General features: G+C 35.7%; 17 protein-coding genes and 2 tRNA genes. 13 read left to right on the forward strand and 6 right to left on the reverse strand.

Annotation, left to right across the window (positions count from 1 at the left end; all coding sequences use genetic code 11):
- The first annotated feature begins 9 nt into the window (after positions 1–9).
- The 3 genes from AAGD59_RS05755 to dapA all read left to right on the forward strand — a co-directional run bounded on the left by AAGD59_RS05755 (position 10) and on the right by dapA (position 1,524).
- A tRNA-Arg gene (locus AAGD59_RS05755) sits at positions 10–83 on the forward strand.
- Between the two features lie 67 nt (positions 84–150).
- Complete coding sequence (ssb, locus tag AAGD59_RS05760; protein ID WP_010082448.1) at positions 151–633, forward strand: single-stranded DNA-binding protein; 483 nt, start codon at positions 151–153, stop codon at positions 631–633.
- Between the two features lie 9 nt (positions 634–642).
- On the forward strand, positions 643–1,524 hold the full coding sequence (gene dapA, locus AAGD59_RS05765; protein ID WP_015589196.1) for a 4-hydroxy-tetrahydrodipicolinate synthase: 882 nt from the start codon (positions 643–645) through the stop codon (positions 1,522–1,524).
- Between the two features lie 38 nt (positions 1,525–1,562).
- On the opposite strand, the gene ligA is transcribed toward dapA, so the two are convergent.
- Complete coding sequence (gene ligA, locus AAGD59_RS05770) at positions 1,563–3,551, reverse strand: NAD-dependent DNA ligase LigA (protein WP_015589197.1); 1,989 nt, start codon at positions 3,549–3,551, stop codon at positions 1,563–1,565.
- Positions 3,544–3,702: a hypothetical protein gene (locus tag AAGD59_RS05775; RefSeq protein WP_187470058.1), complete on the reverse strand. Its 159-nt coding sequence runs from the start codon at positions 3,700–3,702 to the stop codon at positions 3,544–3,546. Before AAGD59_RS05775 ends, ligA begins: the two co-directional genes overlap by 8 nt.
- A 63-nt stretch (positions 3,703–3,765) precedes the next feature.
- Here AAGD59_RS05775 and gltX point away from each other — a divergent pair, with 63 nt between their 5' ends.
- The 7 genes from gltX (at position 3,766) to AAGD59_RS05810 (ending at position 12,360) form a co-directional block, all read left to right on the forward strand.
- Positions 3,766–5,088 carry a glutamate--tRNA ligase gene (gene gltX / locus AAGD59_RS05780; protein ID WP_015589198.1) on the forward strand — a complete coding sequence of 441 codons (1,323 nt, stop codon included), beginning with the start codon at positions 3,766–3,768 and terminating at the stop codon, positions 5,086–5,088.
- Positions 5,089–5,770: 682 nt separating this feature from the next.
- Positions 5,771–9,100 carry a DNA polymerase III subunit alpha gene (gene dnaE / locus AAGD59_RS05785; RefSeq protein WP_015589199.1) on the forward strand — a complete coding sequence of 1,110 codons (3,330 nt, stop codon included), beginning with the start codon at positions 5,771–5,773 and terminating at the stop codon, positions 9,098–9,100.
- Positions 9,101–9,148: 48 nt separating this feature from the next.
- Positions 9,149–9,922, forward strand: coding sequence for a 30S ribosomal protein S6 (locus AAGD59_RS05790; RefSeq protein WP_065094495.1), 774 nt, complete (start codon positions 9,149–9,151; stop codon positions 9,920–9,922).
- Positions 9,922–10,197, forward strand: coding sequence for a 30S ribosomal protein S18 (gene rpsR / locus AAGD59_RS05795; protein ID WP_007548890.1), 276 nt, complete (start codon positions 9,922–9,924; stop codon positions 10,195–10,197). Before AAGD59_RS05790 ends, rpsR begins: the two co-directional genes overlap by 1 nt.
- Before the next feature lie 7 nt (positions 10,198–10,204).
- Positions 10,205–10,759 (forward strand): 50S ribosomal protein L9, encoded by a 555-nt coding sequence (gene rplI / locus AAGD59_RS05800; RefSeq protein WP_141457004.1) that lies wholly within the window; start codon positions 10,205–10,207, stop codon positions 10,757–10,759.
- Between the two features lie 236 nt (positions 10,760–10,995).
- Positions 10,996–12,288, forward strand: a complete 1,293-nt coding sequence (gene purB, locus AAGD59_RS05805; protein ID WP_012673216.1) for an adenylosuccinate lyase — start codon at positions 10,996–10,998, stop codon at positions 12,286–12,288.
- Positions 12,288–12,360: transfer RNA gene (locus AAGD59_RS05810), tRNA-Met, on the forward strand. Before purB ends, AAGD59_RS05810 begins: the two co-directional genes overlap by 1 nt.
- A gap of 170 nt (positions 12,361–12,530) precedes the next feature.
- Here AAGD59_RS05810 and AAGD59_RS05815 read toward each other — a convergent pair.
- Positions 12,531–13,811 (reverse strand): iron-containing alcohol dehydrogenase, encoded by a 1,281-nt coding sequence (locus AAGD59_RS05815; protein WP_141457000.1) that lies wholly within the window; start codon positions 13,809–13,811, stop codon positions 12,531–12,533.
- Between the two features lie 42 nt (positions 13,812–13,853).
- On the opposite strand from AAGD59_RS05815, the gene dapE reads away from it, so the two are divergent.
- Positions 13,854–15,050, forward strand: coding sequence for a succinyl-diaminopimelate desuccinylase (gene dapE, locus AAGD59_RS05820; protein ID WP_015589204.1), 1,197 nt, complete (start codon positions 13,854–13,856; stop codon positions 15,048–15,050).
- A 117-nt stretch (positions 15,051–15,167) separates the two neighbouring features.
- Here the strand turns inward: dapE and nth are convergent, their stop codons facing one another.
- Positions 15,168–15,806 carry an endonuclease III gene (gene nth / locus AAGD59_RS05825; RefSeq protein WP_006279797.1) on the reverse strand — a complete coding sequence of 213 codons (639 nt, stop codon included), beginning with the start codon at positions 15,804–15,806 and terminating at the stop codon, positions 15,168–15,170.
- Between the two features lie 27 nt (positions 15,807–15,833).
- The gene (gene icd, locus AAGD59_RS05830; protein WP_141456998.1) at positions 15,834–17,270 is read right to left on the reverse strand and encodes an isocitrate dehydrogenase; all 1,437 of its coding nucleotides are present in this window, start codon (positions 17,268–17,270) and stop codon (positions 15,834–15,836) included.
- A gap of 145 nt (positions 17,271–17,415) precedes the next feature.
- Here icd and AAGD59_RS05835 point away from each other — a divergent pair, with 145 nt between their 5' ends.
- Together AAGD59_RS05835 and AAGD59_RS05840 are read left to right on the forward strand one after the other, a co-directional pair.
- A complete protein-coding gene (locus tag AAGD59_RS05835; RefSeq protein WP_006279799.1) occupies positions 17,416–17,952 on the forward strand; it encodes an RDD family protein in 537 nt (178 codons plus the stop codon).
- Positions 17,953–17,974: 22 nt separating this feature from the next.
- Entirely contained in the window at positions 17,975–18,451 is a 477-nt protein-coding gene (locus AAGD59_RS05840; protein ID WP_006279800.1) for an RDD family protein, read from the forward strand.
- A gap of 166 nt (positions 18,452–18,617) precedes the next feature.
- Here AAGD59_RS05840 and rho read toward each other — a convergent pair whose 3' ends face one another.
- Entirely contained in the window at positions 18,618–20,021 is a 1,404-nt protein-coding gene (gene rho / locus AAGD59_RS05845; RefSeq protein ID WP_007549497.1) for a transcription termination factor Rho, read from the reverse strand.
- Between the last annotated feature and the right edge of the window lie 94 nt (positions 20,022–20,115).

Consider the following 20,115-nt stretch of genomic DNA (forward strand, 5'->3'; position numbering starts at 1 on the left):
AATATATATGCGCTTGTAGCTCAGTTGGATAGAGCGTTGCCCTCCGGAGGCAAAGGCCGTGGGTTCGAATCCCTCCAAGCGCACTTTTAATTAAATTTGACAATAGTATTTTCACATAAGATAATAAAAGGATTTATTTAGAGCATAATTATGTCTGGTGGTACCATAAACAAAGTCATACTAGTTGGTAATTTAGGAAAAGATCCTGAAATTAGGACTACACAAAATGGAAAAGAAATGGCAAGTTTTTCAATAGCCACGTCTGAAAGTTGGACTGACAAACTTTCCGGTATGCGCTCTGAAAAGACAGAGTGGCATAATATCGTAATTTTTAGTGAAGGATTAGTAAAAATCGTCAAAGATTTTGCACGCAAAGGCAGTAAAGTTTATGTTGAAGGTTCTTTGAGAACTAGAAAATGGACTGACCAAAACGGTGGTGAAAGATACACAACAGAGGTGGTTCTATATAATTTTAATAGCGCTCTTACTCTCTTGGATTCACGAAATAGTGCGCCAAATTCTGATTACAAGCCAAGTGAATACAAACAAGGTGAAACAGAACAAAAAGATAAACACGAAAGTTTTGACAACGATATAAAAGATGAACTACTCGACGATGAAATACCATTTTAACAATTTAAATTGAAATCTACATTTTTATGGACTGCTTGTGTTACTCCTTTTAATTGCAATGGAGATAGTATAGATTATAGCAGTTTGCAGCGTTTACTGACAATGCAAGTTAAAGCTGAAAATGGCGTAGTGTTGCTGGGTAGCACAGGTGAGAGCCTATCGCTTACTGATTCTGAAAAGCGTACATTAGTTGAATTCGTATGTAAGCTAAAATTAAATACGAAAATTATAATTGGCGTACCAGGAGTGAATCTATATCAGACTCTTGAATGGCTTGATTTTTGCAAGGGTATGCCTATTCATGGCTATCTAATGACAACTCCCATTTATGCAAAGCCCGGAATTATGGGGCAGACTTTATGGTTTGAAAAGCTGCTTGAGAAAGCACATGTGCCGGTTATGTTTTACAATATTCCATCAAGAGCAGGAATAAATCTTCACGCTGAAACTGTACGCAACTTATCTAGTCACGAAAAATTTTGGGCTATCAAAGATTCAAGTAGCACTGTTGATACTTTAGCTCAGTATAAGAAAGTTGCACCAAATATTGAGGTCTTTTGTGGAGATGATAATATGATATCCGATATGGCCGCTTATGGTGCGGCTGGCCTGGTTTCCGTTGCTTCCAATGTTTGGCCATATGTAGCACATGAATATGTTAAGAAGTGCCTCAATGGCAGGAACCCTCAGGCAGATATCTGGCAACAGGCTTGCGAAGCGTTATTTACTGCCAGCAACCCAATACCTACTAAAGCACTTTTGCATGATATTGGTCTTATAGAACATCAAACTGTCCGCCTACCGCTCAGCACAGAAGACTTGCCTTCTGTTGAAAAATTGAGGCAAGTCAATAAAATGATTCTTGGATGGAAAGAATTGGCTACTCTCTAAATAGTCTTGCAACTTTGATTTAATATACAATCCAAGTTTCATTTGAACACTCCCAAACTTATCACTTTATGCCACTGGTCTTCATCTAAAATTTCTACACCTAATTCCACTGCCTTTTTATATTTGGATCCTGGTTTTTCTCCTGCAATTAGGTAGTCAGTTTTAGCAGAAAGATGTGAGCTGACCTTTGCTCCCAGAGTTTTGGCTCTTACTTTTGCCTCTCCTCTACTCATAGCAAGTAGCTTACCAGTAAACACTATAATTTTATTATTTAAAACAGAGTTACTAGAGTTGGAGCTCACAGGAAGAATTTGAAGACAAGCAGTAAGATCATTTAACATTTTGATGTTATGTTCCTTAGAAAAAAATGATTCCAAAGATTCAGCCACTTTTTTTCCTATGCCGTCTATACTGACTAGCTCAGTATTATCTGATGACAGTTCAATCATCGAATTATACCAGTTATTATAAGAAACATAATAATCTGCAAGCAATTCTGCTGCAACTTGACCAATAAATCTAATACCTAAAGAAAATATAAACCTATCTAGAGTTATTACCCTTCTGCTTTGTATAGAATTTAACAAATTAGCTATAGATTTCTCGCCCCAGCCAGACTGTCCTTCCAGATTAAATTCATCCAATTTTTCTTCTAAAGTAAAAATATCATGGATTTGTTTTATCAGACCAAGGTCGTAAAAAAACTCTATCTGCTTATCACCAAGGCCAACAATGTCAAATGCATCTTTCGATACAAAATGCTTTAGTTTTTCTATTATTTGAGCTTTACAGGCAAATTCCTCAGGACATCTTACTGCCGCCTCTCCCTCAACCTGACGTACTTTACTACCACATTCAGGGCATACTTCAGGAAACACAAATTCAGGTGTATTTGGAAGACGAGAATCTCTGCTTACTTCAACGATCTGGGGAATTACATCACCTGCTCTTTTGATTGTTACAATATCTCCCTCTCTTATGTCTTTACGTTTTATCTCATCTTGGTTATGCAGACTTGCTCTACTAACTAGCACCCCACCAATATTGACTGGCACTAAATCTGCAACTGGAGTTAAAACCCCTGTTCTGCCCACCTGTATAAATATCTTATTTAACTTTGTTTTTGCATAAACCGCAGAAAACTTGTATGCAAGTGCTGAGCGCGGTGCTTTGTGAGTATTCCCTAGACGATTTTGTAGTACCAAATCATTTACTTTATAGACTATTCCATCAATATCATAATCCAAGTTATAGCGACAGTTATAGACCTCGTTATAGAACTTCAGCATTCCATCTAAACTACTCGTTAAGGACTGATGCTCATTTACGCAAAAACCAAGTGCCTCAAGCTTATTTAGTACCTCACTTTGACTTTTCTCTGCTCCACCAATTAAAGAATAAGCAAAATATCTAAGTGGTCTACTTGCTGTAATGTTTGCATCCAATTGCTTCAGAGAACCAGCGGCTGCATTTCGAGGATTGGCAAATTCATCGTTTTCATTTAACTTTAAAAAGTCGCTGTTACCGATGTATATTTCACCTCTTACTTCTAGTCTTCCTTGCACACCTTGCAAAAACTTAGGAAAGCCTTTTATTGTTGCAACATTGTGAGTGACATCTTCCCCTACAAAACCATCACCTCGAGTTGCAGCTTTAACAAATCTTCCATCCTCATAAATTGCAGAAAACGACAACCCATCAATTTTTGGCTCACATAATATCTCTATTTTGTCCTCAATTAAAAACCTCTTTATTTTAGACAAAAATTTCTCTACACCTTGTTCATCATAAGCATTCTCAAGAGAAAGCATAGGTTCTTGATGTTCCACCTTAGAAAACCTCTCATCAGGTGGAGCACCAACACTATCTTGTGTTGCATAAATTTCTGGCTCTATTTCAGCTAACTTTTTCTTCAGTTCATCATATTCAGCATCACTTATTTCTGGCTTATTTTTTTGGTGATACAAAACATTATGATAATTTATTTGATCTTGCAGTTTTTCTCTCATCTTTTCTAAGTTAGTCATGATACCAATATAATGCTACATTAGCCTTTGTCGTCAAGCTGTGAATTTTCTTGAATTTATCATATGGTCTTAATCCATCAAATATCAAAGGTGCCACAATGCTATAGCCATACTTATTCTTCTCTCGCTCAATTGTATTAGCAGATCTCACTTGCTTTAGCCATATATTTATATAAAATTAAAATAAATTAGAGTAAACAATATTGCTGTTTAAATGCTAACAAGATTCGCTCCAAGCCCAACTGGCTACCTCCACGTAGGAAACGTACGAACTGCCTTGGTTTGTTGGATGTACACACGCAATCAAAATGGAAAATTTTTACTCCGTTTTGATGATACTGACCTTCAGCGTTCAGATGTCAAATATATAAATGATATCATACAAGATTTGAAATGGATTGGTATCAATTGGGATGCAAGTTTCAAGCAATCAGAGCGCTTTGAGCGTTACAATGAGGTGTTTTTGCAGTTAATAAAAGAAGGGCATATTTATGCATGCTATGAAACAAGAGAAGAGTTAGACATTAAACGAAAATTGCAGTTAAAACAAGGACTTCCCCCTGTATATGACAGAAGCGCGTTACTTCTAACTGAGCAAGAGAAAATTAGTTATGAGCAAGAAGGAAGAAGACCACATTTTAGATTTAAGTTGGATAGAAATGAGGTTGTTAAATGGAATGATGAAGTTAAAGGTGAAATAAATATTGCAACCAGTAGCATAAGTGACCCTGTGGTAAAAAGAGAAGATGGAATTTACACATACATGTTACCTTCTGTTATTGATGATGTTGACTTTAATGTAACCCATGTTGTACGCGGGGAAGATCATGTAACTAATACCGCAGTTCAGCTCCAAATGATTAAAGCATTAAAAGCGAAAATCCCTACATTTGCTCACCTTTCTCTGCTACATTTTGATGATAGCAAGATATCCAAGCGAGCCGGCGTGCTAGATATCAAATCTATAAAAGAAGATGAAATTGAACCGATGGCACTAGTTAGTTATTTAGTGAAGCTCGGAACATCCAATCCAATTGAAGCTTGTGCCTGTATGCAATCTTTGATTGATTCATTTAATATTAAAAAATTTAGCTCAGCATCTGTACAATTCAGCTTGAGTGAAATATATAAGCTAAATAGCAAAGTTCTGCAACAAATGCCATTTGAAATGGTGCAAGACCGTTTAAATCAAATTGGAGTGGACTCCTCAGAGTTTTGGTATTTTATAAGGAACAATATAGAAAGGTTTTCTGAGGTGGCCAAGTGGTGGAAAATATGCAAATCTGATATAGAGCCTGTGATTCTTGATAAGGAGCTTATAAAAATTGCGTTCAATGCATTGCCCCAAGGTGATTGTAATGAAAACACGTTGTCAGAATGGGTCAAAACTATTCGACAAACAGTGGATATAAAGGCAAAAAACCTATTTACGCAGTTGCGTTCAGCTTTAACAGGAACAGAAACAGGACCAGAGCTCGCTAAACTATTAATTTTTATCGGCAAAGAAAATATCATTGCAAGGTTAAAAGAAAAGTGAAAACTAAAGAATTATAGCTAATGCAATCCCTACGTCATACCGCGATTCATTCGCGGTATCTCAGCCGCTAACAAGAGATCCCGCTAACAAGCAGCGGGATGACGGTTGTCGTTTAGCCATAAACATTAAGAAATTTACCAAATAAAAAAAAAGGCAAAAGAAGCCCCGTGGTTATTATCCGCTTTAAAATATTGGCGTTTTTTATGTTTTAAACGCTTGACAAGCAAGATTTAGCTGCTTTTAATTGCAACTAACCTACGCTGCAAATGTTTAAGAAATTTACTAAGCAGAAAAAAAGACAAAGAATCCCCGAGTTAGCTAGTCTTTTACTATCTCTGTCGAGTATTGGCATTTTTTGATGTCTTGTAACGCTTTATAAGCGCGTTCAGCTTATTTAGATAAAAATCTAGATGTAGATGAAGTTTTGTAAAGACATACAGTATCTATATACTGCAAAAAATTGAACATAAGACGCCGATACATTAAGTAATCCTTACCTTTTAATCTGCAGATTGGCGAAAGCAAATACAATAGCTTCACTATCATGATAAGGGCGCTGGTGGAGTTTGTCAAGTAAGTTTTTGTATTTTAATTTTAGAATTTTATAGGCTTTTGTTCTCATGAAAATTATGTTCTCATGAGTAAATTAATGTTATCCTTTTTTGTTGATCTAAAGTTTCTTATGTTCATACACTTACGTGTTCATAGTGTTTATTCGCTGCTTGAAAGCTCGGTTAAAATTGAGGAGCTGATCGGCCTTTGTTTGCGAAATAAAATGCCAGCGGTTGCAATTACTGATTCAGGTAATTTATTTGGTTCACTTGAGTTTGCAGAATATGCGGCAAGTAGGGGAATACAGCTAATAATAGGATGCAATATTATAGTTAAACATTCAGAACAAAATTTACCTATATTATTGCTTGCAAAAAATGAGCAAGGGTACACTAATTTAGTCACTTTGGTGAGTGAGTCTTTTAGAAAGCGCAAGAATAACAGCGATATTCCTTACGTTGATTTTGATGAGCTATTGAATTTAAGTACGGGTCTGATCGCTTTAACCGGTGGATGTTTGGCTCAACTATTGTTGGGGCAAGATAAAGAAACGGTTGAAAAACTGCTTTCAGCATTTAATGGTCATTTATATGTTGAATTGCAGCGTCATGGGCTGAGCAAGGAGCTAGAGCTTGAAGAAACTTTAATAGATTTTGCTTATCAGCACAATATACCACTGGTTGCAACAAATGATGTATTCTTTACAAATAGATCTGACTATGAAGCTTATGATATATTAACGTGTATATCAGAGGGTAGTTATGCTCTCGAAAATAACAGGAAAAAGCTAACCTCTGAGCATTATTTCAAATCTGTGGCAGAAATGGAGGAGCTGTTCAGTGATATTCCTGAAGCAATTCATAACACTTTAGTAATAGCTAAGCGGTGCTCTTACATGCCAAGAAGCAGGCAGCCTATTCTGCCTAAATTTCCTTGTAGAGAAAATAAAACTGAGAATGAAGAACTGAGGGAGCAGGCAGTTGCGGGATTAGAATTCCGCATTACGAATGAGACAGACATAGACCTTAAACAATACTACGATCGGCTAAATTACGAACTAAGCGTAATCACTTCAATGAATTATTCCGGGTATTTTCTAATAGTTTCTGACTTTATCCGTTGGAGCAAAGCAAATGGCATTCCAGTTGGTCCAGGAAGAGGCTCTGGTGCTGGATCAATTGTTGCTTGGGGCTTGCAGATTACAGACCTTGATCCAATAAAGTTTGGCCTAATATTTGAAAGATTTTTGAATCCTGATCGTGTATCGATGCCTGACTTTGATATCGATTTCTGCCAAGAGAAAAGGGACCTGGTTATTGATTATGTTCAGAAAAAGTACGGTTATGTTGCTCAAATAATCACTTTTGGAAAATTGCAAGCAAGGGCAGTATTGCGTGATGTTGGTAGAGTATTGCAAATGCCTTACTCTCAAGTGGATAAAATATCTAAAATGGTTCCATTTAATCCAGTAAATCCTGTAACTTTATCACAAGCGATAGAGTTTGATCAAAACCTGCAGAAAGAGCGGGATAGTGATGAGGTAATTGCAAAGCTTCTTGATATATCTCTTAAGCTTGAAGGAATATATCGTCACGTTTCAACCCATGCTGCTGGAATTGTAATATGTGATCAAAAGTTGGAAAATTTTGTTCCTGTGTACTACGATCCAAATTCGGCTCTGCCAATCACTCAATACAGCATGAAATATGTGGAGAAAGCTGGGCTAATAAAATTTGATTTTCTTGGGCTTGGTACGCTAACGCTAATAGATCATGTATGTCGTTTAATTAATCGTGATGGAAAAAAGATTGATATTTCTTCAGTTCCTTTAAATGACCAAAAAACCTATGAGATACTCTCAAGCGGTGATTCAATTGGAGTGTTTCAGCTTGAAAGTTCGGGAATGAGAGAAGCTTTAATTAAACTAAAACCGGACTGCATTGAAGATATTATCGCTTTAATTTCCCTTTATCGTCCAGGACCTATGGATAACATTCCAACTTATGTTGCAAGAAAACATGGACTTGAAAAGCCAGATTATATTCATCCGTTACTTGAGGAAGTATTAAAAGAGACATTTGGGGTAATAATTTACCAAGAACAAGTGATGGAAATAGCCCGTATTCTTTCCGGGTATAGCTTAGCGGAAGCAGATCTGCTGAGACGTGCCATGGGTAAGAAAATCAAGGAAGAGATGGATAAACAACGTGAACTTTTTGTCCAAGGGGCAACAAAAAATGGCGTTGATTATGACAGGGCAAGTTATATCTTTGACCTTGTTGCAAAATTTGCTGGTTATGGGTTCAATAAATCTCATGCTGCAGCATATGCGGTTATATCTTATCAAACGGCTTACCTTAAAGCTAATTATCCATTAGAATTTTTTACAGCACTAATGAATCTGAATATTGATGATAGAGATAAACTGAATTTATTTTATCATGCAGCAAAGTTTAGTGGCGTTACCGTTCTTCCACCTGATATAAACAAATCTAAAGCTGAATTCTCAATAGAGAACGAACGCATACGTTATGGTATTGCTGCCTTGAGGAATGTTGGTTTTTCTATAGCGGAAGGAATAGTGAACGTACGTTCAAGCGCTTGTAAGGACATATGGGAATTCATTCAAAATTCAGGTCATATAATAAATAAGAGAGCGCTAGAAAGCCTGATTAAATCCGGAGCATTCGATAGCGTGCATAAGAACAGAAAGCAGCTATATGAGTCAATGGACACGCTGATTTACTTTGCAAATAAAAACAAACAGGATAGAGAATCAAGTCAAGCTGCTTTGTTTGGTAGCCTTGATGTCCTCAAACCGAAACTTGAGAATGTGGAAGATTTTGATGAAGAGAAAAAATTAGAGCATGAGTTATTTTCACTAGGATTTTATTTAACTAATCATCCACTTGAAAAATTTAGAATTCTTCTGGAAAAGTTAAATATTGGGTTTATCGGAGAAAATAGAACAGCAAAAACTGCTGGGGTAATATTAAATGCACGTATGAGAACTTCAGAGCGTGGAAGGTTTGTTATCCTCACACTTTCCGATCCCCATAACGTTTCTGAAATAGCATTCTATAATAATGAAATAATAGAAGAAAAAAGAGATTTATTTTCACCAGGAACATTTGTGATAATTGATCTTGAAGCTTCGGAAAATACGACAAGATTAGCAGGCAAGGATATATCTGAGTTTACAAAAAGAATCGCTTCTACAATAAAAGAATTAGTTCTCACCACTGAGTGCACGGATTCGCAAAAAGCCGCTATGGAATTAAACGCAATATTGAAAGATGAAGGCAGAACCAAAATAATGCTAAGACTTCTTCTCGAAAAACATAAAGTGAGCATCTTATTACCAGGTGCGTACTCAATTGCTCCTCAAGTTATGTATGAAATATCTAACTTAAGCTGGATTAAAGGCGTAGAAATTAACACAAATAACTTGCTTATATAAAAAAGCTTTATATAATGAAATATTTAATCGGTATTAAAGGAAGATATAGTGAATCTTTATGAATTTACTTTTATAACACAACAAGGATTATTACAGCAAGAAGTAGAGGAAATGGTCCAAGAGCTAGCTGTTTCATTGAAAAATATTAAAGCAGATGTTATGTTCCAGCAAATCAGGGATATTCTGAAAAAAGGAAATGACAAGCTTACAACACAAGAGTTAGAAGTGCGTGCTGAAAACATTAAAGAAGGTCTAGTTGCTTACTCTGATTTCTTGGAAGATCTTACAAAAATTTTATGGGTTGAATTGGAAGAAGATCTTTCAAATTTGAAAGAAGTGAAGTCAAAAATCGATAAAGAGTTGAAAGATGACCTAAAAGATTTAGGAATAACGCAAGATTTTACAAAATTTCTAGGAGGCAGTACTAAAAGTGCGTTTATCCATAACGCAGTAAATGCTTTGAAGAGAAATATTTCAGAACATCTAATAAAGATTTTTCAAGATATTTTGAAAGATTTTAGAATAAACGGTCCAACTCAATCGAGCAAAGCGTTGGAAATGCTTTTGAAAAACATTGAAGCATCAGGATTAATCAAGTATGAACATTGGGGTCTTTTGGATTTTGCATATCACAAAAATAAAATGAAGAGCGGTCATTATTGTATAATGTGCATAAGTTCTACTGCAAGCATTCTGGATGAATTTATGCGTAGAATGAAACTTAATGAGAACGTTATTCGCCACTTTCCTGTGCAGGTTGATAAAATTTTTGAAGGTAAATCTCATATGATGAATAAACAAATTGAGGAGCAAAGCGCATAATGATGAAAAGACGAAATAGTTTTAATAATTCTTACGTATCTGTAAATAATAGGACTGGCTTTAGGCGTTCTAAAGTTTGCCCTCTTGCTGCGTCTAAAGATGAAGACATAGATTATAAGAATATAGATTTATTATCCAAGTTTACCTCTGACTATGGTAGGATATTACCTAGAAGATTAACAGGCGTATGTGCAAAAAAACAAAGGAAGTTACGCTTAGCGATCATAAGGGCACGTTTTTTAGCTCTTATTCCTTACTGTACTAAAAAAGTTTAGGTAATTTATGTTGATAATTTTAAAGGAAAATATAAGGACTTTAGGTAAGCTTGGTGAAGTTGTCAAAGTTAAACCAGGTTATGCACGTAATTTTCTTTTTCCACAAAGAAAAGCGGTGAAAGCTACCAAGGAAAATTTAACAAAGCTAGAGGAGCAACGTTTATTACTGGAAGAAGAGAATATAAAAAGATTAAATGTAGCAAAAGAGCTTGCATTGTCACTACATGATAAGTTTGTGGTATTGATAAAGCAAGCTTCAGAGGATGGTAAAATTTTTGGTTCTGTAACAACACGTGAAATTGCGAAAATTTTACTACAAGAAGGACATGTGATAGACCACCGTAGTTTATCTTTTGGTGGAGTAAGCATCAAAAACTTGGGTGAATACCAAGTAAACGTAGAATTACATAGTGAAGTAGTAGTACCAATTACTATATACGTCGTGAAATCCGAAACAGATGCAAATGAGCTAAGGCAAGTAAAATTGCAAAATCAGAAGTCTGAGCAACAAGAGGCAGAGCAAGATGCGAATAAAGAAGCTGCTGATGGTGATGATAGCTGATCAAAGATGATCCCTTGTTATAGCCGAAAAGAAATGTCTGCCATGGCTAAGCTGGTGTCATCCCAGTGCTTCCCTCATGTCATCCCAGTGCGTGACACTGGGATCCAGTTTATTTCATCATGGACATTATTTTATGCTTCTAGAATCCGTTGTCCATTGAATAATTTGCAAATACTTTTATACCTGGATTCCAGTGTCACGCACTGGAATGACACCATTATTGGAATAAATCAAAAATGATTCCCCGCTATAGCAGAAAAGAAATGTCTTCCATTTGGGAGGAAAATAATAAATTTAATATATGGCTTAAAATAGAAAAATTAGCGTGTGAAGCTCAAGCAAAGTTAGGAGTGATTCCGAATAATATTGCTGAGAACCTCTCTGGTGCTATTGAATTTGATGTTGAATGTATCAACGAAATTGAATCCATTGTAAAACATGATGTTATAGCTTTTCTGACATATATTGCTAAAAAAGCGGGAGTTGATGTTCGTTATCTTCATTATGGAATGACAAGTTCTGATGTTTTGGATACATGCCTTGCGGTGCAACTGAAAGAGTCCTGTGATATTTTGCTCGAGAATCTAAAAAATTTACTTGCAGCATTGAAAAAAAAAGCTGAGGACTATAAAGATATTGTTTGTGTTGGACGCAGTCACGGAATGCATGCAGAACCAACAACTCTTGGAATAAAATTTGCCAGATTTTATGCTGAATTTAAACGCAATTATCAGAGATTAATTAGCGCGCAAAAAGAGATCTCAATTTGTAAAATATCAGGTGCAGTAGGCAATTTTGCAAATGTTGATCCGTTTGTTGAAGAATATGTAGCGAAAGAAATAGGACTCATACCTGAAATCATATCGTCTCAAGTCATTCCTCGTGATAGACATGCTATGTTCTTTTCAGTTTTGGGAGTGATTGCAAGCTCAATAGAAAATGTTGCTGTTGAAATTCGTCATTTGCAAAGAACTGAAATCGGCGAAATTTCTGAGCATTTTTCCACGGGGCAGAAGGGAAGCTCTGCTATGCCACACAAATGTAATCCTATTTTAAGTGAAAATCTGACTGGACTCTCACGTTTAATACGCAGTTATGTTTTTCCTGCGTTAGAAAATGTTGCATTGTGGCACGAACGTGATATATCACACTCGTCTGTGGAAAGATGCATTGCTCCTGATGCTTGTATAACAATGGATTTTGCTTTAGTGCGATTAACAGATTTGATAGATAAATTGGTGATCAATAAGGAAAACATTGAAAAGAACTTAAATTCTTCAAAAGGTTTAGTTTTCTCACAGCGTGTATTGCTTGAGTTAGTAAATAGTGGTTTGGCGAGGGAAGAGGCGTATAAAATTGTTCAGAGCAATGCAATGAAAGTGAAACAAAACAACAGTGATTTTCTGGCCGAATTGAAACAAGATAAACCCTTACTTAAGGTTATTAACTCGGAAAAACTTGAATCTTTGTTTGATTTGAAGTATTATACGAAACATATAGATCGTGTGTATAATAAGGTTTTTAATTAGGCTGAGTAGCTCAGTTGGTAGAGCAGGAGGATCATAATCTCTTGGTCGGGGGTTCAAGTCCCTCCTCAGCCACTCGAACTAAACTATGTTTAGCAAAGCAGTGCTACTGGTGAAACCCAGTGTCAGTTACTTGGAATGAGTTGTATATCCACTCAGGTGAGGAGACAATGGATAAGAGATTGTGAAAAGGGTTTAGCTTTTGGCCTATGATCTCTTTAAATGACAGAATTTCACTACAAAACTTAACTTTCTTCTATGCAGTTAGCTAAGTCAAGAAAGGTGAATCTATCTCTTGTTGTAAACGCAAGATCGACCACTTTACAATATTGTTCTTTATTCCAACTGAGGTGCTCTGGTAAGTGTGGAATTGATAGATCTTCAAATATTTTTTGCAGGTGTTTTGCAGGTAGTAAATTTTGCTTAATTAAACTGGAAATATTATGCCATTCTTTACAAATAATCTCTTGGATTTTTTGCTGCATAATTTGCTTCTGTTCAAAAGTTCTTACAAATTCGATATTATCAAAGCACTGAGTTATATGTTCTACATCTAAAGTGGTCGGTTTGATAATCGGGTTTTGTATTGATAATATCTTTTCCTGCAAATTAGCCATGGTAATCGTCGTAACAGCAATTTTTTCGCCATGTAGTAAGGAATGATCTCTTGTTACCATTTCCATTGCGTGAGCTATCATATGCTCTCCTTGGCTTGCAGAATAGCTGCCTTTTGATATTACCATTCCAAGTCCTGAAATTAGTAGAACTTCCATAAGTAATAGGACCACTTTTCTACTTCTTTTAGTAAGCGCCGTATACTCTCTTAGCAAAATTTGCTCCAAATCGCGAACAAGTGTAAAAGGTAATTCATTGTATTCTGTGCCAAGCAACAAATGAGATAGTAGCCAGTCAGCCTGAACTGTTGAACGACAAATGAAATCTGCAAATCCGCTTAATGTGAGACGCAGTGGTGCATTGGCAAGTATGTCTATATCTATATATACTGCTCTTGGAAGATGTGCTTTGAACGATTTTTTATATCCATTTACTAATATTGAAGCATTTGCAGAGGTATATCCATTCATAGAAGCGGCTGTTGGGAACGATATATAATCTTTTTTCTCGAGGTAGCTTGCATATTTGCAGATATCGTTAACAGTGCCGCTACCAAATGCAACTATTAAGTCACTGTCTTTTGCTTTGTTTCTAACTAGATTTACAGTTTCAAGAGAGGCAGCTCTGCTTGGTGTCATGCAAGTAGCTGACACTGGGATCCAGGAAAACAACTTATGGATTCCAGTGTCACGCGCTGGAATGACAGGTGGAGCTGGAATAATTAAGTTAGGAATTTTATTAAGTACGTTTTTGTTTAAAAGTTTTGCTGTATTTTTATCTGCAACTAGAAAGACGTCATTTCCGTGTCGTGTGCATATTTCATAGATATCATCAGCAAGGTAGTAATCTGTTATTACTTCCCTTAGAAAAGTTTGTTCGGTTTGATGTAATATTTGTTTTAAATAGTGCATAGAGTGTTTACAATATAGCAGTATAAGTATTTTAAGATTGACATGAAAATTGACCCTGTAGAGCTAACTAGGAAATTGATCTCTTTTGAGAGTATAACACCAGAAGACAGCGGGGCAATAGAGTATATAGCAACAATCTTCAAGAAGAGCGGCTTTGATTGTGAGATTTTAGAATTTGGTGATAAAGTTAAAAATCTTTATGCGAAATATATAAATGGAGTACCAAATTTGTGCTTTGCTGGGCACGTTGATGTTGTACCACCGGGTCAGTTAAAAGATTGGGCATTTGGTCCATTTAATCCAGAAGTGAGGGATGGAATGCTATATGGAAGAGGGGCCGCTGATATGAAAAGCGGAGTAGCTGCATTTATTGCTGCTATGGTAAATTTGATTGCAGAGAAGTTTCAATTTAATGGTTCGATAAGTGCATTGATTACCAGTGCTGAAGAAAGCATGGAAGAATATGGAACAAAGGCAGTTTTGGAATGGATGAAAAATAAGCAGAAAAAGATAGATTTTTGTGTGGTTGGCGAACCAACCAGTAGTGAGAAATTAGGTGATACCATAAAAATAGGCAGAAGAGGTTCTGTAACATTTGAATTAATTTGCCATGGAAAACAAGGGCACGTTGCCTACCCAGACCTAGCAGACAATCCAATATATAAGGTAATATCGATATTGAGTAAGGTAAAAAATACTACTTTTGATCATGGTAATAAATATTTTCAGCCTTCACATTGCGAAGTTACTACTATCGATGTTGGAAATAATACTAGCAATCTAATACCTGGCTCAGCAACTACACGTTTTAACATTCGATATAACAATGAACAAACACCGGGTGGCTTATATAAGCTGATTGATGAAATATGCTCCAGTGTAACTAGCGATTATAAACTTTCTGTGCATAGCAGCAGGGACGTTTTCCTCTCTACTCCCGATAGAAATACTGATATTATGCTTGATGCAATAAGTAAGGTTACCAACATTGATGCTATACTTAGCACAAGTGGTGGCACATCTGACGCTGCGTTTATCAAAGATGTTTGTCCAGTGATTGAATTTGGTATAATCAACAAAACCGCACATCAGATAAACGAATGCGTATCAGTAAACGATATACACAAGTTAACAGCTATATATAAGGAATTTATAGAAAATTATTTCAATCCCACTAATAAAATATTGAATCAGGTCAACGTGGTTAGGAATATATCTAGTGGTCCATTGTTAGCTTAGATGTAATCAGATCTCTTGCATAACTGTTGTCTGAATAACAACTGGTGTCATTCCAGCAAAATGTGTCAAGTAAGTTTTTTCGTTTCTATAGCTACTTGGATGACAAAAGAAGAAATACTAGACTTTATACCTTTTGCACTCAAATTCACATAAATCATGAATTATGCACGTTTCACACGAAGGTTTCTGTGCTTTGCAAACATATCTACCATGCAAAACTAGCCAATGATGAGCATAAAGCAGGTATTTTTTGGGAACCACATTTAAAAGAGATTGCTCTGTTTTAAACACATCTTTTTCTTTCACAAGCCCAATTCTATTGCTCACTCTAAAAACGTGAGTATCAACTGCCAATGTTGGAATGCCAAGCCCCGAATTTAAGAACACATTAGCGCTCTTTCTCCCCACTCCAGGCAAAGACACCAAATCATCAAAATTAGTAGGTACTTTGCTGTTGTATCGTTCTACCAATATTTTACTAAGCCCGATTATATTTTTTGCTTTGGAATTATATAAACCAATACTGCTTATGCATTTTTTCAGCTCACTCTGCCCAAAGCTCAGCATTTTTTCTGGCGTATCAGCGATATTAAATAGTTCTCTTGTAATTTTATTAACGCTTACATCAGTTGTCCGCGCTGATAAAACTATCGCAACCAGTAACGTAAAATGATTGGTATAATTTAGCTCTATTTTTGGCGCAGGATTTGATTGTTGAAACTTTTCAAATATTAGTTCTACTTTTTTTGAGTCCATCTCATTTACCACACCTCTTTTAAATATTTAAACAAAGAACCCCTCTTTCCCATCATACAAATACAATTTGTCCATTCTCACCACGTCAAAATTGTGTTCTTCGAGTTTGATTAGCAAGTTATTTACATCACTATTTGTAATAGCTTGCTTTTCATTATTTGCGATAAACCTACAGGTTATTTGGTCACTTGAAGGTTTTGAGTTTCCTGGCCAAATCGCAAGTCCTTTTGAGTATATTGCTATCATTTGCAGATTACTTGATTCAAATAATCCTACTATTTGATCAACATTACTGGATTTGTCCCAAGCGAGAGTTATATCACTACCCACTAGCTTTTTAACTTTGTAATCTTGTTCGTAATTGTCTTGTACTTTATTTATTTTACTATCCAAATTTATTTTACTATCCGAACCACTGCCAATTATAAGCTCAGCAGGTTTCTTTCCTAAATTATCTATAACAGCTTCTGCAAATTCTTTGGTACCAACTTTCTGTTTACTTCTTTTCTCCTTATATAAATCGGCAGTGTGTATTCCATCCTCCAAAGTCTTGAGCCATGCATCGTAGATTAGTTTTGCAGTACCCACTTGACCTATGTAAATTAGCATATGCACTGCAGCATTTAAAAGACCAGAAGGATTGGCTATGTTTTTTCCTGCAATATCAGGGGCAGAACCGTGCACTGCTTCAAACATTGCGTATTCATTCCCGATGTTGCTACTTCCGGCAAGCCCCACAGATCCAGAGGTTTGTGCGACTATATCTGATAATATGTCGCCATATAAGTTCTCGGTTACTATAACATCAAAATTCTCCGGTTCTGTTGCAACACGCGCCATTCCAATATCAACTATATAATGTTCTGCCTTTATATCTGGGTATTCCTTTGCAATGCGATCAAACGCGGCATGGAAAGTTCCGTCAGTCATTTTCATGATGTTATCTTTAGTCAGGCAAGTTACTTTTTTTCTGTTGTGTTTTTTTGCATATTCAAAAGCGTACCTGCATATCTTCTCTGAGCCAGATCTAGTAATAATTTTAGTGCATTGGTAAGAGTCACCAGTGAGCCTATGCTCTATTCCGGTGTAAACGTCCTCTTCATTTTCACGTATCACTACGATATCAAACTTATCGAATTTATTTTCTATAACAGGATGATATGAAATGCATGGTCTGATATTTGCATACAACCCTAGATTTTTTCTGAGTGCAACGTTTAAGCTTTTGTGCCCTTTACCTTGAGGAGTTGTTGTCGGAGATTTTAATAATATTTTTGTCCTTTCAATTGATTCCCAACCACTTGGAGAAATTCCGTGAGACCATTCTTTACTGTAAACACGCTCCCCTATTTCAATAATATCTATTGAGATTTCCGCTTCTGCTTCGCGCAATATCGACAGCACCGCTTCCATGATTTCTGGTCCGATACCGTCGCCATATGCAACTGTGATTAGTGTTGACATAACTTCCCTAGTTATAAATGATTTAATATTAATTTAAATAATAGAGTGGCACAAGTAGCTAATATTACCCAAGTTAGTATATTTACGGTTATTTAATAACGTATTTTTATATCATATGATGATATTATGAAATATAGGTGGGGTTATGAATACTGAAATAAATGTTAAAGTAAATTATGTAGGATTTACAAGGCGTATTGTAGCAGAAATACTTGACCTCATCATATTTTCCCCTCATTTTATCTTCGGTTTTATCTATGGTGTATTCATCGTATCATTACAAGATCAAGATAAAGACTCTTTTCAGGAACTTGCACAACTAGCAACAGAAATACCATTTATAGTTTCTACAGTGGTCGCAACATTAGTACTAACAATATCCAAAATATTAATGGTAACAAAACTTGGTGGTACCCCAGGAAAACTATTGTGTGGTATGCATATTAAAGATGCTAATACATTTACAAATGTTACCCTTATGCAAGCAACAATAAGATGTATTTCTAAGGGAAGCATCTGGATTATTTTTCGCTTTTTGCTTCATCTGCATTATCATGGTTATACTTTTCTATATCTTTTAATTGTGCTAATTTTATTTTTGTTTGCAGTATTTGATCAACGCAAACAGACTTTTTACGATAAAATTGCAAAAACAGTAGTGATAGACTATAAATCTAGTTGATATTTTTCTTTATAGGTAGTACATGGATAAAAAAGTAAACTACTCAACGATGACAAGACGTACTCTAGCATTTATAGTTGATTGTATTTTATTTATCGCAATACCATTTGGTTTAATGGCGGTGGGTTTCTCACTTACACACGCAATACAAGGGATCATGGGTGCAATAATTGTAATCACCACGATTGTATTTTCTTTATTTTTAATGATACCATGTATATTTCATATATTCATGCTAGTAAAATTTGGCGGCACTCCAGGACACTTGTTATTTAGCATGCGTGTAAAAGACAAAGATACATTTGAGTCAATCACTACAATGCAAGCAATGAAAAGGACTATAGCTCTTTTTATAATTTATTGCATATCACTTTGTAATCCCATTTTATTCTTAGCTATACTAATCTTAGTTTTAGTATGTGCAGTAGGTGATGAACATAAACAAGCTTTTCACGACAAAATTGCAAACACGGTAGTGATAGATTATAAACCTAGTTGATATTTTCCTTTAGCTGTCTGCCACCAAGGGTGTCATTCCAGTGTCACGCGCTAACTTAAGGTAAATTGCCAACTTAACTATAAATATATTTTGGTAAATCCAAATTATTTTAGCTATAAGAGCGTTTTACTTTTTGCTCAGCATATCCATCATAACTGGCTTACTTTTAGTGATTCATGGAGTTAAAAAAGTCAGCATTGCTCTTTGTTAAAAGTAGTTTGTCACGTAAAAATTCCATTGCTTCAACGGGTCCCATAGGATTGAGTATCCTACGCACCACCCATATTTTATTTAGTATAGCCTTATCAACTAATAGCTCTTCCTTCCTTGTTCCGGATTTTGTAATATCAATAGCTGGAAATATACGTTTATCAGAAAGTTTTCTATCAAGTATGATCTCAGCATTTCCTGTACCTTTAAACTCTTCAAAAATAACTTCATCCATTTTTGAACCAGTCTCTATAAGAGCTGTGGCGATTATAGTTAAAGAACCCCCATTCTCAATATTACGAGCTGCTCCAAAAAAGCGTTTTGGTCTCTGCAGTGCGTTTGAATCTACACCACCAGTTAGAACTTTCCCAGACGAAGGAATAACCGCATTATAAGCACGTGCAAGTCTAGTAATATTGTCAAGTAGAATTACCACATCTTTTTTATGCTCAACCATTCTTTTAGCTTTTTCTATTACTATTTCAGCAAGCTGTACGTGACGGTAAGCAGGCTCATCGAACGTAGAACTTACTACCTCACCTTTTACAGAACGTATCATATCTGTTACTTCTTCAGGTCTTTCATCTATAAGTAACACTATTAATTCTACTTCAGGGTGATTTATAGCTATAGAGTTAGCCATTTGCTGAAGCAATACAGTTTTTCCTGTGCGAGGTGGAGCAACTACTAACGCTCTTTGCCCTTTTCCAAGAGGAGCTACTATATCTATAGCACGCATGCTTAAGCCTTTTTTATCATCACCATTATTACACTCAAGTACTATGCTTTCCTCAGGATAAAGAGGAAGCAAATTATCAAAATGGACGTACTTTCTTAATTCACTTACTTCAGTAGAGTTTATACTTTGAACCTTAGTTAAAGTAAAATATCTCTCTTTATCACCAGGTGGCCTTATTTCTCCATATGCCATATCTCCTGTACGTAAATTAAACTTCTTTATTTGCCCGTTAGAAATATAAACATCATCGGTACTTGGGGCATAATTTGCACTTGCTGAACGTAAGAAACCAAAACCATCAGGCAATATTTCCACTATTCCACTCCCTGTGGTTATGCCTCCTTCTTCACTCATTTTTTTCATTAAGCTGAATATTATTTCCTGCTTTAGCATTCTACCATTGCTTTTACCGTTAGTTGAAATTTTTCTTTCTTCAGCTAACTCTAACAATTCTTCTGCTGTTTTCTCTTTTAATTCGCTCAGATCTAATGTTTTTCTGTTTTTCTCAGTACCTTCATTGACCATCTGTTTTACTGTATCGTTATTGTAAATTTGCTCACTTTTTTCAGGTTGAGCTGTAACCTTTCCTTTTGCCAAAACATCTTCATTGATTGTTGTCATAATCCTCCAAAAATTTTAATTGATGCTTACTAACCTAAAATGTGACTATAAGATAATAAATTAGGCTGAGTTAGTTTCAGTGCGTATTAAGCTT

The sequence above is a fragment of the Wolbachia endosymbiont (group A) of Cephus spinipes genome (assembly GCF_964026895.1).
Lineage (GTDB): Bacteria > Pseudomonadota > Alphaproteobacteria > Rickettsiales > Anaplasmataceae > Wolbachia > Wolbachia pipientis.

What these genes read in the sequence shown, in the direction of transcription:
- dapE (WP_015589204.1), top strand. Translation starts at nt 13,854, where the DNA reads ATGAAAATTGACCCTGTAGAGCTAACTAGGAAATTGATCTCTTTTGAG.
- AAGD59_RS05835 (WP_006279799.1), top strand. Translation starts at nt 17,416, where the DNA reads ATGAATACTGAAATAAATGTTAAAGTAAATTATGTAGGATTTACAAGG.
- AAGD59_RS05815 (WP_141457000.1), bottom strand. Translation starts at nt 13,811, where the DNA reads ATGCACTATTTAAAACAAATATTACATCAAACCGAACAAACTTTTCTA.
- ligA (WP_015589197.1), bottom strand. Translation starts at nt 3,551, where the DNA reads ATGACTAACTTAGAAAAGATGAGAGAAAAACTGCAAGATCAAATAAAT.
- dnaE (WP_015589199.1), top strand. Translation starts at nt 5,771, where the DNA reads ATGTTCATACACTTACGTGTTCATAGTGTTTATTCGCTGCTTGAAAGC.
- rplI (WP_141457004.1), top strand. Translation starts at nt 10,205, where the DNA reads ATGTTGATAATTTTAAAGGAAAATATAAGGACTTTAGGTAAGCTTGGT.
- rho (WP_007549497.1), bottom strand. Translation starts at nt 20,021, where the DNA reads ATGACAACAATCAATGAAGATGTTTTGGCAAAAGGAAAGGTTACAGCT.
- AAGD59_RS05840 (WP_006279800.1), top strand. Translation starts at nt 17,975, where the DNA reads ATGGATAAAAAAGTAAACTACTCAACGATGACAAGACGTACTCTAGCA.
- gltX (WP_015589198.1), top strand. Translation starts at nt 3,766, where the DNA reads ATGCTAACAAGATTCGCTCCAAGCCCAACTGGCTACCTCCACGTAGGA.
- icd (WP_141456998.1), bottom strand. Translation starts at nt 17,270, where the DNA reads ATGTCAACACTAATCACAGTTGCATATGGCGACGGTATCGGACCAGAA.
- rpsR (WP_007548890.1), top strand. Translation starts at nt 9,922, where the DNA reads ATGATGAAAAGACGAAATAGTTTTAATAATTCTTACGTATCTGTAAAT.
- ssb (WP_010082448.1), top strand. Translation starts at nt 151, where the DNA reads ATGTCTGGTGGTACCATAAACAAAGTCATACTAGTTGGTAATTTAGGA.
- nth (WP_006279797.1), bottom strand. Translation starts at nt 15,806, where the DNA reads ATGGACTCAAAAAAAGTAGAACTAATATTTGAAAAGTTTCAACAATCA.
- purB (WP_012673216.1), top strand. Translation starts at nt 10,996, where the DNA reads ATGATTCCCCGCTATAGCAGAAAAGAAATGTCTTCCATTTGGGAGGAA.